At 65.3% G+C, this 15,251-nt stretch carries 14 protein-coding genes; 5 read left to right on the top strand and 9 right to left on the bottom strand.

The features are described 5' to 3' along the window. Positions 1-69: 69 nt before the first annotated feature. A complete protein-coding gene (locus BTH42_RS23770) occupies positions 70-1,797 on the bottom strand; it encodes a tannase/feruloyl esterase family alpha/beta hydrolase (protein ID WP_075303619.1) in 1,728 nt (575 codons plus the stop codon). Next, on the bottom strand, positions 1,794-2,900 hold the full coding sequence (locus tag BTH42_RS23765; RefSeq protein ID WP_075303618.1) for an OpgC domain-containing protein: 1,107 nt from the start codon (positions 2,898-2,900) through the stop codon (positions 1,794-1,796). The genes BTH42_RS23770 and BTH42_RS23765 overlap by 4 nt, the downstream gene beginning before the upstream one ends. Before the next feature lie 383 nt (positions 2,901-3,283). Here BTH42_RS23765 and BTH42_RS23760 point away from each other — a divergent pair, with 383 nt between their 5' ends. After that, positions 3,284-3,556: a hypothetical protein gene (locus BTH42_RS23760; RefSeq protein WP_083654884.1), complete on the top strand. Its 273-nt coding sequence runs from the start codon at positions 3,284-3,286 to the stop codon at positions 3,554-3,556. A gap of 60 nt (positions 3,557-3,616) precedes the next feature. Here the strand turns inward: BTH42_RS23760 and BTH42_RS23755 are convergent, their stop codons facing one another. Further along, the gene (locus BTH42_RS23755; RefSeq protein ID WP_075303616.1) at positions 3,617-5,554 is read right to left on the bottom strand and encodes an AAA family ATPase; all 1,938 of its coding nucleotides are present in this window, start codon (positions 5,552-5,554) and stop codon (positions 3,617-3,619) included. Between BTH42_RS23755 and BTH42_RS34960 the strand changes: the two genes are divergently transcribed. Further along, complete coding sequence (locus BTH42_RS34960; RefSeq protein WP_143752185.1) at positions 5,553-5,843, top strand: hypothetical protein; 291 nt, start codon at positions 5,553-5,555, stop codon at positions 5,841-5,843. The two genes, BTH42_RS23755 and BTH42_RS34960, sit on opposite strands and share 2 nt — an antisense overlap. Positions 5,844-6,336: 493 nt before the next feature. Next, the gene (locus BTH42_RS23750; protein WP_075303615.1) at positions 6,337-6,963 is read left to right on the top strand and encodes an ATP-binding cassette domain-containing protein; all 627 of its coding nucleotides are present in this window, start codon (positions 6,337-6,339) and stop codon (positions 6,961-6,963) included. A 90-nt stretch (positions 6,964-7,053) separates the two neighbouring features. Here BTH42_RS23750 and BTH42_RS23745 read toward each other — a convergent pair whose 3' ends face one another. Together BTH42_RS23745 and BTH42_RS23740 are read right to left on the bottom strand one after the other, a co-directional pair. Further along, positions 7,054-8,061, bottom strand: a complete 1,008-nt coding sequence (locus BTH42_RS23745) for an NAD(P)-dependent alcohol dehydrogenase (protein ID WP_075303614.1) — start codon at positions 8,059-8,061, stop codon at positions 7,054-7,056. 43 nt (positions 8,062-8,104) lie between these two features. Further along, positions 8,105-8,419, bottom strand: coding sequence for an antibiotic biosynthesis monooxygenase (locus BTH42_RS23740; RefSeq protein WP_075303613.1), 315 nt, complete (start codon positions 8,417-8,419; stop codon positions 8,105-8,107). 154 nt (positions 8,420-8,573) lie between these two features. Between BTH42_RS23740 and BTH42_RS23735 the strand changes: the two genes are divergently transcribed. After that, positions 8,574-8,771 carry a heavy-metal-associated domain-containing protein gene (locus BTH42_RS23735; RefSeq protein ID WP_075303612.1) on the top strand — a complete coding sequence of 66 codons (198 nt, stop codon included), beginning with the start codon at positions 8,574-8,576 and terminating at the stop codon, positions 8,769-8,771. A 63-nt stretch (positions 8,772-8,834) separates the two neighbouring features. Beyond that, positions 8,835-9,233 (top strand): DUF305 domain-containing protein, encoded by a 399-nt coding sequence (locus BTH42_RS23730; RefSeq protein WP_075303611.1) that lies wholly within the window; start codon positions 8,835-8,837, stop codon positions 9,231-9,233. A gap of 53 nt (positions 9,234-9,286) precedes the next feature. Here BTH42_RS23730 and BTH42_RS23725 read toward each other — a convergent pair whose 3' ends face one another. From BTH42_RS23725 to BTH42_RS23710, 4 genes are all read right to left on the bottom strand, one after another. Beyond that, complete coding sequence (locus BTH42_RS23725; RefSeq protein WP_075303610.1) at positions 9,287-10,528, bottom strand: MFS transporter; 1,242 nt, start codon at positions 10,526-10,528, stop codon at positions 9,287-9,289. Positions 10,529-10,774: 246 nt separating this feature from the next. Next, positions 10,775-11,962 carry a 2-methylaconitate cis-trans isomerase PrpF gene (prpF, locus tag BTH42_RS23720; RefSeq protein ID WP_075303609.1) on the bottom strand — a complete coding sequence of 396 codons (1,188 nt, stop codon included), beginning with the start codon at positions 11,960-11,962 and terminating at the stop codon, positions 10,775-10,777. Positions 11,963-12,104: 142 nt separating this feature from the next. Continuing rightward, entirely contained in the window at positions 12,105-14,702 is a 2,598-nt protein-coding gene (gene acnD / locus BTH42_RS23715; RefSeq protein ID WP_075303608.1) for a Fe/S-dependent 2-methylisocitrate dehydratase AcnD, read from the bottom strand. Between the two features lie 203 nt (positions 14,703-14,905). After that, on the bottom strand, positions 14,906-15,251 hold a 346-nt coding region (locus tag BTH42_RS23710; protein ID WP_305954805.1), incomplete at its 5' end, for a citrate/2-methylcitrate synthase.

The following is a 15,251-nucleotide window of genomic DNA, read 5'->3' as shown; positions in this document are numbered from 1 at the left end:
TACTCGATGTACTGATAGCGGCGCGGCCTGCGGAGTCTGCGAGACTCTTCGATGGTCGCGCCGCGCGCGTCACGGCTGCGCGCAAATAAAACTACTCGCGAGATTGAGATTGCCTTTACCCGCATAACGCGGAAAACGCGGATAGCGGCACAACGGCCGCGACCGTCCATTGGTCGGCGCCGCGATATCCGTAGCGGTCAGCGTTTCGGGCGCGACGCCGCGCGTCACCCAGTTATCGAGCGCGCCGAGCAGATCCACCGACGGAATGAATACGCCGTTGCCATGCTGAAAGCCCGGCACCATGTATAGCCGCATGAAACCGTCGACCGGTTCCGCGCCGAAGCGCGCGACCAGCGCGTCGTGATAGGCGATCGTCTGATTCGGGCTGATCACTTCGTCGGCAAGGCCTTGTAGCGTGATCAGCTTGCCGCCGCGCGCGATGTAGCGCGACAGATCGGGATTCATCGCGCCGATCGTGTGCGACAGCGCGATCAGTTGCGCGCGATATTTGCCGGGCCGTTGCGGATCGAAGCGCAGCGAATCGAACTCCGGATCACGCGCGACGAAATAGCGAACGTAGCCGTCGCCCTGTGAGAACAGATAGCCGTTGGCGTGAAAGGACGGTACCGGCAAGCGTTGCGGCTGATGCGCGAGCCCGAGCGAACCGGTCAGCTGGGTGCCCTGAAGCACGTTGTAGCCGCGATAGCCGCTCACGTCCCACGCGAGCCGGTAAGGCAACGACAGGCCGTCGCGCATCACCAGCAGTGTCGAAAGTTGTGGGTCGCTCAGACAGGCGTCGGAAGAGATTGCGGACGGTGCGCTTGCGGACGCGCTCGGATATATCGGGCAACGCAGCGAATCGATGATGTCCGCTTCATGCGTGCGGCACGCGTCCACGTCGCTGACGATGCCGTCCGCCGCGCCGTCGAGTCGATCGCACACCGCAAGCGTGCGCTGATACACGCGTTCGAGCTGCGCCGGCGCAACGAAGCCGCCCGGCTTGCCGTACTCGGCCTGACCGAGTTTCACGCCGATCAGCCGGACGCCGGAGAAATTCAGCGCGGGGGAATTGGCGATTACGCCGTCGTAGTCGTCGGGAAAGCGCTGCATCACCGTGTAGCCTTCGCGACCGCCGGTCGAGCCGCCGGCGAAATACATGCGTTGCGGCGGCCGGCCGTACGCGCGCGCGATCAACGCAAGCGCGACGTCGTGGGTCTTCTTCAGATGCGCGTAGCCGAAGTTCGTCACCGCTTCATCGACGAGACCGAACACCGCGAGCGACGAATCGCCGACATGACCGGAGTCGTCGCCGAACGTCGCATAGCCTTGTGCAAGCGGCGCGCGGTCCGGCGAAAACGGCATTACGCCGGTGCCGCTGACCACCACGCCGTTATAACCGCCGCCGCCGATCTGCAACGCGCGGCCATTCCAGCGGCGCGGCAGATTCAGATCGAAACGGATGTCGGGCGTGGTCGGCTCGAGCGCCTTGATCCGGCCGGTGATCCGGCAGTACTCGCCGCCCTGCTGATTGCCTGGGGTAGTCGCAGCGATCATCGTCGCGCTCTCGATCTGCGCGCCGGCGGTCGGCATCGCGATCAATTCGGGCGACAGCACCGCACCGGCGAATTCCGTGCAATGCATCGCGAGCGGCGCCTCTTTCGCGAGCGCGGCGGTGCGATACAGCGCGAGCCACCCGAGCGCGCCGACACTTGCGATGGTCGCGCAGCCAAGCAGTTTGCGCGCGACGCGCGCGCGTTTCGTCAACGACGTACGCGGGTAGCGAAGCCCGCGCGTCATCCGTAACCCGCGCCATTCGCGTGCGCTCGATGCCGCTGATCCTTCCAGCCGTTCCAGCCGCGCGCGATCATCAGCAGCGCGCCGATCGCGGCGAGGTCGCCGCCGAGTCCGACCAGCACGCCGCGAAAACCATGAAACGTGTGCGGCGTCGCGGTATCGACGATCAGCGACACCAGCGTGCCCGCGACGAAGCAGACGAGCCCGGTGCGCCCGACCGTCACGACCGCGGGCAACCGCCGCGCGAGCCACGCGATACCGCCGATCCGCACGCACTGGGCGGCGAGCCACGCGATTGCGATGAAGTTGAGCACCCGTTCCACCGATAGATTCTGTTTGTGCGTGCCGGGCAACGGTTGCGTCAGCACGAAAAGTTTGACGACCGCGAAGCCGAGCACCGCGACCACCGCGAAACGCGTGAACCATTGCGCGGTGCCGCTGGTTTGAAAGCGCTCGCTGAGCGGCTGCACGCGACACAGGATGCCGAACACGAACATCAGTTGCCACGCAAACGGATTAAAAGCCCAGCCGGGCACATCGTCAATGCTGAATAACGCGGCCAGCGGGCGCGCGCCGGCCCAGATCGCGAGACTCAGCGCCAGCGCGAGCGGCGCCGAACGGCGCGCGAGCGGTACGGCGACGGGGACGAACAGCGCGAACAGCACGTACATCGGCAGCACGCTCGACAGATACGGTTGCCGGCGCAACAACGCGATATCGAACGCCTCGCGCCACGGTTGCAGCGCGAACGGCGGCCAGCCGGTCAACTCGACCATCGGCCGGTTCAGGTTCAGCACCGCGAGCAACGCGCCGGACACCAGCGTGAGCATCGCGGTCAACAGATACGCGCGATAGATTTCCCAGCAGCGCCGAACGAAACGCCTGTTCGCGGCGCTCTCGCCGCGATGCGCGAGCACGGCCGTATAGGCGGCCGCCGATGCATAGCCGCCGAGAAACACGAACACCTCGGCGGAATCGCATAACGCGTACGCGTGCAGCATCAGATGCGACAGCGGGCTGCCGGGGATGTGATCGAGCACGATGACGATCAGCACGACACCACGGAAGAAATCGACTTCGACCGAGCGGCCACGACGGGTTTCCATTCGGTTTCCTGAAGAATTCGCGCGCTGCGCGTTGTGACAGGAACGGTCATGGTTGCGCGACCGTCGGTTCTACGAACCGGACAAGAATAGATTTTTTCCGGGGGCTGCGCGGAGAGGTGGAGTTTGTTTTGGTCGGTTTGCCTGGGTGCCTTTTCGCGCGCTGTCGGCCGCCGCGCCGCGCGTGCTGTGCGTTAGAGACGCATGCCTACGCTACGGCACCGTGTGTGTCGAAATACAGAATTGCCGGTTTTAATGGTTTGCGGATAGTGCCGGCGACGTCGGTCAGCTCGTCGCGTGGATGGACCGGCGCGGTCTTCGGTGTAGTCCCCACCGCGGCACAGCCGTTGCTACTTCCAAGCTATGTTCATCAACCGGAGAGCATTGTGTCGAACATGGCGAACTCCCCGAATGAGCCTGAACGCCGGGCCGATGAAGACCCCGGCAGCCCACCCTCCGAGGTTTCGAAGCCTCTCGGCGATGCGATCCCAACCCCAGTCGAGCCTGGCCTCGATCAGCCGCTGCCGAAGAAGGGCGAGCAGCCCGCGCCCGACCCGAACAAAAGCGGCCAGTCCGGCGGCGGCAACGACGGCGACCCGCTAGGCGACACCGACGCGCCGCCGGGCGTACCCGACCCGGGTCCTTCCGATTTTGCCTAGCGTGTGAGCCGTTGCGGTGAGACCGTAAGAACAGGCACGCGCGGCGCTAACCCGCCGCGCTCAAGCCGCCGCGGCTTCGTGAACGACCGGCTGCTCGACGACCGGCTCATGCACGATCTTCAGCGCGCCCCTATGCTCGCGAATCAACCGGTACACCGTTTCGCCCGGCACGGTTTCATGTTCGAGCAACTGCTCCGAGATTGCCCGCAGCACCGGCTCGTACGCATGCAGCAGCCCGTAGCACAGCTCGTTGAGTTCCTTGAGCAACACGTTCGCGTGCTCGATCGCGCTCTTCATCTGCAGGCCGGCGTACTGGGACGGCAGCGCGGCGAGGCTGAACAGATCGCCGTCGCTGTTAAAGCCGAACTTCGACACCATGTCGAGGCCGATGCGCGACGCCTCCTGCAAGTCCGACGCCGCTCCGCTCGATGCTTCGGAGAACACAAGAATCTCCGCGTTGCGTCCGCCGAGCAACACCTGGATCTCGTTGCGAATTTCCGTTTCGCGGTACAGGTGCTTGTCCTGCGCCTTTGTAATCAGCGCGACGCCGAGCGCGCCGCCGCGCGGCAGGATCGTCACTTCTTCCAGTACGCCGGTGCCGAGCAGCGCGGCGACGAGGCCATGTCCCGCCTCATGCACCGCGATGCGCTCGCGCTCGTCCTCGGTCAGCGCGCGCTCGGCGCCGCTCACGTCGCCGATGCGTGCAATCTTGATCGCTTCCATGAAGTGCTTCGCGGCGATTTCGCTCTCCCCCGCCTTGCGCGCGATTAGCCCCGCCTGATTCACGACCATCGCGACGGTGGCCGGCGACAAACCGGTGGTCAAACGCGCGAGCTGGTCGTAATCGATATCGGCGGCCTTCGATTTCAGCTTCTGCGCGTAGAAACGGAAAATCTTCGCGCGGTCTTCGCGATCGGGCAGACGCACCTGCACCGTGCGATCGAAACGGCCCGGACGACGCAGCGCTTCGTCGAGATTGTCCGGGTGATTGGTCGCGGCCACGACGATCACGCCTTCGTTCGACTCGAAGCCGTCCATCTCCGCGAGCAGCTGATTGATGATCCGATTGCTCTCGGCCTCGACCGGACCGCCGCCGGTATCGGTGCGTTTCGCGAGACCATCGGCTTCGTCGATGAAGATCACCGTCGGCGCATTCTTGCGCGCCAGTTCGAACAGATGCCGGACCTTCTGGATGCCGACGCCGTAGTACTTCGCGCTGAAGTAGCTGCCGGTGATCGAAATGAAGTTCGCGCCGCATTCGCCGGCCAGCGCCTGCGCGAGCCGCGTCTTGCCGACGCCGGGGCCGCCCACCATCAGGATTCCGCACGGCGCGCGCACGCCCATCGACGAAAACTGCCGCGGATCGGTCAGATAACCGCGAATGTCGGCGAGCGCGGCCTTCGCCTCGTTCGCGCCGATGACGTCGTCGAAACGCAGCGTCGGCGCTTCGCTGAGCAGCTTCGCGCCGCCCTTCATCTCGCGCCGCATGAACCACGCCATACCGCCGATCAGCAGCAGCGGCAGCAACAGACTCAACGCGTCGCGCAACTGGTCAAACAGCAGGGTCCAGCGCGCGCCGCCCGCGTCGACATCGACGTCCGGCAGCCACACGAGCTGATACGCGGCGGCGGCGTCGCCGGCGCGCGGCTCGCCGAGCAGCAACGCGTGCGAGAAGGTCGCGTTGTGATCGGTGACGAAGTACTTGCCGCCGTCGCGCCGCGACACGAGGATCGCGTTGGGACTCACGCCGATCGCCGCGACGTTGGCGTCGCGGATATCGCGCAGCATCGTCGACGCGTCTTTCTCTTCACGCGTCCAGGCCGACGCGTCGTCGCGCATCTGGCTCGCGACGCCGGTCAGCGCGGGCGCCTGGTGCGCGGCGCGCTGCTGCCAATGCCACCCGCCCCAGCCCACCAGCACCGCAATCAGCACGGCAACCGCGGCGATGGCGATTCGGCGTACGCGTTTTTTCCCAAGCGAATTATTTCCCGGCTTCATGAGTCATTTCCAAAAGCGGACTTTGTTCAAGTCCATACTGGCAAAACTGCCCGTCAAAATTACCTGTCGAAAATCGGAGATGGAGGCGCGCGAAATGCCGGCCGTGGCTAGTATGCCGGGGCGACGCGTCGTTCAAACGTGCGGAAAAGGCCTGTTTTTGCCGTCTATCCGGCCAGCGGCGTGGCCGGACCGGGTCAGCGGGCGCGTGAAAAAAGCGGTTACCGCGAATACTCCGGCGCACAGTTTAGCAGCGCAAAATGAGTCGCGTATTTTGAATATTCGCATTTAACCGCACCCTAATTAAATTCAGTCAGATTTACTGAAAGGGCGCGATTTAAAATCAGAGGATTATCGACCGACAGGCGGATTTGGGATTATCTGGCGGATGAGCGACGGGCCTCTACGGGCCCGTTCGCATCACCACACTCTCTCTCAGGCTCTTTGATTTTTGCTACCGCTACTTGCGCAGCGGCGACTCCCTGGCGCTTCTACCTCTCCCAACAACCTCGCTCTACTGCATTGATTCGCCGCTTCCACCGCGCCTGACGCGCTCACTGAAAGCGATCTGCAATTTGATCGTATGACGATAGCTCAGGTTGCGAACCCGGCTTGACCGGCTGTCTCAAAATTAACCCGGCGGGCAAGAAATCGCCCGTCCAGCGGGCGTCCGGCGTGCGTCCGGCGCGCGAACGCGGCTCAGCGCGCTGCTACACTGGCGCGAAATTTATTCCATGGAATACACCGCACGAGAGGCCGCCCCCGCCCCTTCTCAACGCCAACCTATGCTTCGATTCGACAACCTCAGCAAACGCTACGGCGACCGCGTCCTGTTCGAAGGACTGCATTTCGACGCTCCCTCGGGCTGCGTCGCATTGAACGATGAATCCGGCAGCGGCAAATCGACGTTGCTCGCCGTCCTCGCCGGCGCGCTCGCCGCCGACAGCGGCGACGTGTGGCTCGGCGGCCATTCGTTGCGAACGGCGCCGGCCGCCGCGCAGGCGGTGCTGACCTATGTGCCGGAAGACAGCATGAACTGGCCCGATCAGACCGGCCGCGCGTATCTGCAACAGGTCGCCGCGGCGCGGCACACCGCCGTCGGCGACGAGGTGCTCGCACTGGCCGAGCGCGTCGGCCTCGCGCCGCATCTGGACAAACGCTTCGAGCAGATGTCGTACGGCACCCGCAAGAAGGTCTTTCTGACCTCCGCGCTTCTGGGCGACACCCGCGTGCTGATCGCCGACGAACCGGCCGGCGGTCTCGATGCATCGGCGCGCGCGACGCTCGCCGAGCTGTTCCGCACGCTCGGCACCACTCGCACGGTGTTTTTCACGAGCTACGACGAGGGCTTCACGCAAGCCTGCGGGGCGACGAGCATCGCTTTCACCGATCTCGCGCGACGCCCCGCTTAAGCGCCGTCCTTCCCGCTAGTCGCGCGAACTGAATCGCGCCGCGACCCGCGCGGCGCTGCGCAGGCCTTCTTAAGCGCGACTCCCTGTCGCTCAAATCGCCACGCAGATCTTGCCGAAATGCGCGCCCGACGCCTCGTGCCGGAACGCATCGTCGAGCTTATCCAGCGCGAACGTGCTGTCGATCACCGGCTTGATGCCGGTCGTCTCCAGCGCCCGCACCATCTCGACCTGCTCCTGGCGGCTACCGACGATCAGCCCTTGCAGCCGCTGCTGCCGCGCCATCAGATGCGCTGTCGGCACCGGCCCGGCGCGGCCGGTGAGCACGCCGATCAGCGCGATGTGTCCGCCGATCCGGCATGCGGTGATCGATTGCGGCAGCGTGCCCGGGCCGCCGACCTCGATCACATGATCGACGCCGCGCCCGCCGGTCAGTTGCCGGACCTGCTTGCCCCATTCGGGATTGTCCCGATAGTTGATCACATGATCGGCGCCGAGCTCGCGCAGCCTGGCGAGCTTCGCATCCGACGACGACGTCGCGATCACCGACGCCCCCATCGCCTTCGCCATCTGCAAACCGAAGATCGACACGCCGCCGGTGCCGAGCACGAGCACGCTGCTGCCCGCCTTCAATTGCCCGTCGACGACCAGCGCGCGCCACGCGGTCAGGCCGGCGGTGGTCAGCGTCGCCGCTTCGGCGTGGCTGTAGCCGGCCGGCGCATGCGTGAAGTAGTGGCTCGGCAGCACGACGACTTCGCGCGCATAACCGTCGACGCCGTCGCCGGGCGTGGTCGAAAAATCGGCGATCGCGGGCGGGCCGTTTTCCCAGAACGGGAAGAAGCACGACACCACGTGATCGCCCGCCTTGAATTCGCGCACGCCCTCGCCGACCGCTTCGACGACGCCCGCGCCGTCGGCCATCGGAATCCGGCCGGCCTCGGCGGGCAGCGCGCCGGAGACGACGCCGTAGTCGTGGAAGTTCAGCGAGCTCGCCTGCACGCGCACGCGAATCTGCCCGGCCGCGGGCTGACCGGGATCGGGCAGATCGACGACCTGCAGGCTATCGACGGTGGCGGGCGAACCGATTCGGACTGCTTTCATATTGGCTTCCTTGGTGAGCGGTGAACGGCGCGCACGCGCCGTATTACTTGACGGTTTGAATGACCTCGAAGCCTTCGAACTCCGGATGGCCGAGATAGAGCACGCGGTTTTCGTTGCCGGCGCTGCGATGCGCGGCGCGAAACGCGTCGGACTTCGTCCATGCGTCGAACGATGCGTGGTCGCGCCAGATCGTATGGCTCGAATACAGCACGTGATCGTCCTTGCGCGGTCCGCGCAGCAGATGGAATTCGACGAAGCCCGGCACCTCTTTCAGATGGGTGTCGCGGCTCGTCCACAGATGTTCGAAGGCGGCCTCCGAGCCGGGCGCCACTTTGAAACGGTTCATCGCGATGTACATGCTGTCGGCCTCGTTACGTTAGGGATGCTGCATTGCCGGTGACGGGTTGCTGATGCGGGTTTCATTATAGGCACGTGCTTTTCGGCAAGGCGCTTGACCTTACCACCGTAGGAAGGTCCACGATGTGCGGATCTTTCGTCAGCGGAGGCAGCAGATGGAATTCGTGATCCCCGATATGAACTGCGGCGGCTGCGCAAAAGCCGTCGCCAATGCGTTGAACCGTATCGACCCGGCCGCGCGGGTCGACATCGACGTGGCCGTTAAAATCGCGCGGGTGTCGTCGGCGGTGCCGGAACGAGAACTGATCGCGGCCATCGAGGCGGCCGGCTTTCATCCCGCGCGCAACAGCTGATTCGATGTTTCGATTGCAGTAGCAGCGTCACCGAGAACTTTTCCTCATCAACGGATAGCCACTATGAAAAACAACCTTCGCGCGTTGCGCGCTCTCTGTGTATTCGGCGGTTTTGCGTTCGCGGCGGCGGCCCTGCCCGCCCATGCGCAGCATCAGGGGATGGCCGGCATGGACATGTCGGGTTCGGAGCATGCCGATGCCGACGCGTCGACCCGCGCCTTCAAGGCCGCCGACGAACGGATGATGCACGACATGAGCAGCCCCGAATACACGGGCGACGCCGACCGCGATTTCGTCGCGCATATGATTCCGCATCATCAGGGCGCGATCGAAATGGCCCAGGCGGAATTGAAGTACGGCAAGGATCCGGAGATCAAAAAGCTCGCGCGCAACATCATCAAGGCGCAGCATGATGAGATCGCGTTCATGAAGCGCTGGCAGGAAAAACACGGCGGCAAGTAAGCCGGCCAGTTGAATGCGGCGAAGCGCAAGCTTCGCCGCTTTTTTTTGCGCGCCTACCAGCGAGGCTGCTTGCGAAACAGCGGCCTCATCGCGATCAGGCCGATGATCGGCCCCGGCAGCAGCAGCCACGCGACGCGCACATCGAGCGCGTGATAGACGCTGGTCGACCACAGAATCGAACACGCGGACAGGAAAAAGCCGAAGCTGTTCTGCAGCGTCAGCGCGCCGCCGATCTTGTCGGGCGGACAGGCTTTCACCGACAGCGCGGAAAACTGCGGCGAATCGGCAATCACGCTGATCCCCCATACGAGCAGCAGCGCAAGTTGCACGCCGGTGCCAAGCGCGTTGGTCAACGGATAGATCGCGCACAGCGTGCCGGAGATCGTCAGCGCGAGCGCGGCGGTCCGCGCGCTGCCGACCGAGCGGCTGAGCCGGCCGCCGAACAGACACCCCGCCGCGCCGACCGCGATGATCAGAAACGACCACACCGCGACGGTACTCGGCGCGGCCGGCGTGCCGCTCGCGAACGCATGCTGGACCAGCAGCGGCGTCAGCGTCCAGAACGCGTAAAGCTCCCACATGTGGCCGAAGTAGCCGAGCGCGGCCGCGCGAAATTCCTTGATCCGCAGCACCTCGCCGATTCCCGCCGACAAACCGGAGCGGCGGTTGGCCGAGCGTCGCGCGTGCGGCCCTTCGCCGAGCGAGAACACCAGCACAGCGCCGATCACCGCAAGCACCGACGAGGTCAGCACCACGGTCTGCCACGGCACCGTCGCCAGCATTGCGCGAATCGCATGCACGGATGCGGTGCCGAGCGTCAGCATCGCGACGAGTAACGCGAGCGTCTGCGCGGCACGCTTCGGGTCCCAGGTGACCAGCAGTTTCATCCCGAGCGGATAGATGCCCGCGAGCGCGATGCCGACGCCGAAGCGGAACGCGAGCGCCGACGCGAGCCCGCTGCTGCACAGCGCGAACAACGCATTGAGGGTCGCGCCGAGCACGCCGCACACCGCGAACACCTTGCTGGCCGACACGCGATCCGCGAGACCGGTGATCGCCGACAGCAGCGTGCCGACGATAAAGCCCGCCTGCACCGCATTGGTCAGCCAGCCGATATCGGACGCGCTCAGTTGCCACGCGACCTGCAGATCGCGCATCGCGCCGTTCGCGCTGAACCACAACGAGGTGCCGAGCAATTGCGCGAGCGCGATTACGAGGACCGCGCGCTTCGCGCGCGCTGCCGCGCGCGCCGCGTCTTCGGGATGGGTTGCGTCCGCGTCCAGCCTGTCCTGCATCGTGCCTCCTGCGTGCTCCGTTTCGGATCTTGTGCGGCCGCGACGCGCTGATTGGCGGGTTTGCTAGTGCGCTGATTGACGGCGGCCGGTTTTGAGCGGCCATTGTAGTCGACGGAAACACGCGTTGAAGGGCGAACGCGAGTCCGCATAAACGCCGATGCCCGGCTTCGCGCTCTCACGCGGCCGGGCATCGAATTCGTTCAGGCAGACATGAACTCGATCACGTCCGCCGGACACGCGCGCGCCTCACCCCTGCTGCGGCACCCGCACCCACCCTTCCATCAGCACCCGCGCGCTGCGGCTCATGATCGCCTTCGTGACGACCCACTCGCCGTCCTTGAAGCTCGCCTGCGCGCCGACCCGCAAGGTCCCCGACGGATGCCCGAAGCGCACCGATTCGCGCTCGCCGCCGCCCGCCGCCAGATTCACCAGCGTGCCCGAAATGGCCGCCGCGGTGCCGATCGCGACCGCCGCCGTGCCCATCATCGCGTGATGCAGCTTGCCCATCGACATCGCCCGCACCAGCAGATCGACGTCGGCCGCGCGCACCTGCTTGCCGCTCGACGCGACGTAGTCGGCCGGCTTCGCGACGAACGCGACCTTCGGCGTGTGCTGCCGCGTCGCGATTTCGTCCAGATGCTTGATCAAGCCCATGCGCAACGCGCCGTGCGCGCGGATCGTCTCGAACTTCGCGAGCGCCGCGGCGTCGCTATTGATCGCGTCCTGCAACTCGGTGCCGGTGTAGCCGATCGCCTCCGCGTCGACGAAGATCGTCGGGATGCCCGCGTTGATCATCGTCGCTTTCAATGTGCCGACGCCCGGTACTTCGAGGTCGTCGACCAGATTGCCGGTCGGGAACATCGCGCCGCCCGCGCCCTCTTCCTCGGCGGCCGGGTCCATGAATTCGAGCGCCACTTCGGCGGCCGGGAACGTCACGCCGTCGAGTTCGAAGTCGCCGGTTTCCTGCACCGCGCCGCCGGTCATCGGCACGTGCGCGACGATCGTCTTGCCGATATTGGCCTGCCAGATCCGCACGATCGCGACGCCGTCGCGCGGCACGCGGTCCGCGTCGACGAGACCCGCGCTGATCGCGAACGGCCCGACCGCCGCCGACAGATTCCCGCAATTGCCGCTCCAGTCGACGAACGCCTTATCGATCGACACCTGACCGAACAGATAGTCGACGTCGTGACCGGGCCGGCTGCTGCGCGAAATGATCACCGTCTTGCTGGTGCTCGAGGTCGCGCCGCCCATCCCGTCGATCTGCTTGCCGTACGGGTCGGGGCTGCCGATCACGCGCATCAGCAGCGCGTCGCGCGCGGCGCCCGGGGTTTGCGCGGCCTCGGGCAGATCGTCGAGGCGGAAGAACACGCCCTTGCTGGTGCCGCCACGCATATAGGTGGCCGGAATCTTGATCTGGGGAAGGTGGGCCATGAAGGTGTCCTGAGTGAGGTCTTAACGACGTCTTGATGAGGTCTTAATTGAGTTGGGCGCAGCGGCTTCCGAACAAAGCCGCTGCGCCCGCCAGGTTTTCCAGATGCGCAGCCGCCGCCAAAACGACGGCCGCGCTACGGCATCAAGCCGCCGCCCTGGTCGATTCGAGAAAGTCCTGCGCGAAACGCTGCAACACGCCGCCGGCTTCGTAGATCGATACCTCTTCGGCGGTGTCGAGCCGGCACGTGACCGGCACTTCGACGCGCTCGCCATTGCGACGCTGAATCACCAGCGTCAGGTCCGCGCGCGGCTTGCGCTCGCCGATCACGTCGAAGGTTTCGGTGCCGTCGATGCCGAGCGTCAGCCGGTTCACGCCCGGCTTGAACTCGAGCGGCAGCACGCCCATGCCGACCAGGTTGGTGCGGTGAATCCGCTCGAAGCCTTCCGCGACGATCGCCTCGGTGCCGGCGAGCCGCACGCCCTTCGCGGCCCAGTCGCGCGACGAGCCCTGACCGTAGTCAGCGCCGGCGATCACGATCAGCGGCTGCTTGCGCTCCATGTAGGTTTCGATCGCTTCCCACATCCGCGTGACCTTGCCTTCCGGCTCGATACGCGCGAGCGAACCGGCCTGCACCTTGCCGTCCTCGACCACCATCTCGTTCTTCAGCGTCGGGTTCGCGAAGGTCGCGCGCTGCGCGGTCAGATGGTCGCCGCGGTGCGTCGCGTACGAATTGAAGTCCTCTTCCGGCAGGCCCATTTTCGTCAGGTATTCGCCGGCCGCGCTGTCCGCGAGGATCGCATTCGACGGCGACAGGTGGTCGGTCGTGATGTTGTCGCCGAGCACCGCCAATGCACGCATGCCTTTGAGCGTACGCTCGCCGGCCAGCGCCCCTTCCCAATACGGCGGACGGCGGATATAGGTGCTCTGCGGGCGCCAGTCGTACAGCGGGTCGGCTTTCTCGCCGTGCTCGACGGCCGCCGCGAACATCGGTTCGTACACCTTGCGGAATTGCTCCGGCTTCACGCTCGACGCGACGATCGCATCGATCTCCGCATCCGTCGGCCACAGGTCCTTCAGCGTGACCGGCTGACCGTTTGCATCGACGCCGAGCACGTCTTTCTCGATGTCGAAACGGATCGTGCCGGCAATCGCATACGCGACGACGAGCGGCGGCGACGCGAGAAACGCCTGCTTCGCATACGGGTGAATCCGGCCGTCGAAATTACGGTTACCCGACAGCACCGCGGTCGCATACAGATCGCGTTCGATCACTTCCTTCTGGATCACCGGGTCCAGCGCACCGGACATGCCGTTGCACGACGTGCACGCATACGCGACCACGCCGAAGCCGAGCTTTTCCAGATCGGGCAGCAGCCCCGCTTCTTCCAGATACAGCGTGACCGCCTTCGAGCCGGGCGCGAGCGAGCTTTTCACCCACGGCTTGCGGACGAGACCACGGCGGTTCGCGTTGCGCGCGAGCAGGCCGGCGGCGATCATGTTGCGCGGATTATTGGTGTTGGTGCAGCTGGTGATCGCGGCGATGATCACCGCGCCGTCGGGCATCAGGCCCGGCTCGTTCTCGACCTTGCCGCTGATCCCGCGCGCCGCCAGATCGGCGACCGGCAAACGGCGATGCGGATTCGACGGACCGGCCAGCGTGCGCACGACCGTGGACAGATCGAACTTCAGCACGCGTTCGTATTCGGCATGCTTCAGCGAATCGGCCCACAAGCCGGTTTCTTTCGCATACGTCTCGACCAGTTTGACGAGTGCGTCGTCGCGGCCGGTCAGCTTCAGATAGCTGATGGTCTGTTCGTCGATATAGAACATCGCGGCGGTCGCGCCGAACTCGGGCGCCATGTTCGCGATCGTCGCGCGGTCGCCGAGCGTCAGGTTCGCCGCGCCTTCGCCGTAGAACTCGAGGTACGCGCCGACCACCTTCTCCTTGCGCAGGAATTCGGTCAGCGACAGTACCACGTCGGTCGCGGTAATACCCTCGCCGCGCTTGCCGGTCAACTCGACACCGACGATATCCGGCAGCCGCATATACGACGCGCGGCCGAGCATCACGCTTTCCGCTTCGAGGCCGCCGACGCCGATCGCGATCACGCCGAGCGCATCGACCATCGGCGTATGCGAGTCGGTGCCGACCAGCGTATCGGGAAACGCGACGCCGTCCTTCACCTGCACGACCGGGCTCATCCGTTCGAGGTTGATCTGGTGCAGGATGCCGTTGCCCGGCGGAATCACGTCGACGTTGCGGAACGCGCGCTTGGTCCAGTTGATGAAATCGAAGCGGTCTTCGTTGCGGCGATCCTCGATCGCGCGATTCTTCGCGAACGCATCCGGATCGAAACCGCCGCACTCGACCGCGAGCGAGTGATCGACCACCAGTTGGGTCGGCACGACCGGATTGACCAGTGCCGGGTCGCCGCCTTGCGCGGCGATCGCATCGCGCAAGCCCGCGAGGTCGACGAGCGCGGTCTGGCCGAGGATGTCGTGACAGACGACGCGCGCCGGGAACCACGGGAAATCCAGTTCGCGCTTGCGTCCGATGATCTGTTTCAGCGACGCGGTAAGCGTGACCGGATCGCAGCGGCGCACCAGATTTTCGGCGAGCACGCGCGACGTGTACGGGAGTTTGTCGTAGGCGCCGGGCTCGATCGCATCGACCGCGGCACGCGTATCGAAGAAGTCGAGCTGGGTGCCCGGAAGGCGTTTGCGATTGGCAGTATTCATGGCGTAGGGACAGGACGGTTAGCGGCCGCCGGACCGGATGGCGGCGGCGGCCGGTCTCGCGCGGCGCGCTTTTGCAGGCGCTGGGCCGGCGAGCCGGTCGGACAGTAGGTGTAAGTGTAGTTCGCGTTTTGGCGCGTGAAGTACTTGAATCGGGAATGGCGAGCGGCGCGGGTGGGCGCCGCTCGCCATATGCTCAGGTGCGCTCAGGCGCGCTTGGCCAGCGGCACGAACGGCAGATCGTCCGGGCCCGTGTAGTTCGCGCTCGGGCGGATGATCTTGTTGTCGATCCGTTGCTCGATGATGTGCGCGCTCCAGCCCGCCGTACGGGCGATCACGAACAGCGGCGTGAACATCGCGGTCGGCACGCCCATCATGTGGTACGACACCGCGCTGAACCAGTCGAGATTCGGGAACATCTTCTTCGCTTCCCACATCACCGATTCGAGCCGCTCGGCGATCGAGAACAGCTTGGTGTTGCCTGCCTCTTTCGACAGCTTCTTCGCGACGTCCTTGATCACCTTGTTGCGCGGGTCCGAGATCGTGTACACC

The sequence above is a fragment of the Burkholderia sp. SRS-W-2-2016 genome, assembly GCF_001931485.1.
In the GTDB taxonomy this organism is placed as follows: Bacteria; Pseudomonadota; Gammaproteobacteria; order Burkholderiales; family Burkholderiaceae; genus Paraburkholderia.
This window is presented reverse-complemented; position numbering and strand designations above follow the sequence as displayed.

Bases quoted from the DNA above. Each gene is read 5' to 3' on its own strand.
- acnD (WP_075303608.1), bottom strand. From the start codon at position 14,702: ATGAATACTGCCAATCGCAAACGCCTTCCGGGCACCCAGCTCGACTTC.
- prpF (WP_075303609.1), bottom strand. From the start codon at position 11,962: ATGGCCCACCTTCCCCAGATCAAGATTCCGGCCACCTATATGCGTGGC.
- BTH42_RS23730 (WP_075303611.1), top strand. From the start codon at position 8,835: ATGAAAAACAACCTTCGCGCGTTGCGCGCTCTCTGTGTATTCGGCGGT.
- BTH42_RS23740 (WP_075303613.1), bottom strand. From the start codon at position 8,419: ATGTACATCGCGATGAACCGTTTCAAAGTGGCGCCCGGCTCGGAGGCC.
- BTH42_RS23770 (WP_075303619.1), bottom strand. From the start codon at position 1,797: ATGACGCGCGGGCTTCGCTACCCGCGTACGTCGTTGACGAAACGCGCG.
- BTH42_RS34960 (WP_143752185.1), top strand. From the start codon at position 5,553: ATGAGTCATTTCCAAAAGCGGACTTTGTTCAAGTCCATACTGGCAAAA.
- BTH42_RS23725 (WP_075303610.1), bottom strand. From the start codon at position 10,528: ATGCAGGACAGGCTGGACGCGGACGCAACCCATCCCGAAGACGCGGCG.
- BTH42_RS23745 (WP_075303614.1), bottom strand. From the start codon at position 8,061: ATGAAAGCAGTCCGAATCGGTTCGCCCGCCACCGTCGATAGCCTGCAG.
- BTH42_RS23755 (WP_075303616.1), bottom strand. From the start codon at position 5,554: ATGAAGCCGGGAAATAATTCGCTTGGGAAAAAACGCGTACGCCGAATC.
- BTH42_RS23735 (WP_075303612.1), top strand. From the start codon at position 8,574: ATGGAATTCGTGATCCCCGATATGAACTGCGGCGGCTGCGCAAAAGCC.
- BTH42_RS23750 (WP_075303615.1), top strand. From the start codon at position 6,337: ATGCTTCGATTCGACAACCTCAGCAAACGCTACGGCGACCGCGTCCTG.
- BTH42_RS23765 (WP_075303618.1), bottom strand. From the start codon at position 2,900: ATGGAAACCCGTCGTGGCCGCTCGGTCGAAGTCGATTTCTTCCGTGGT.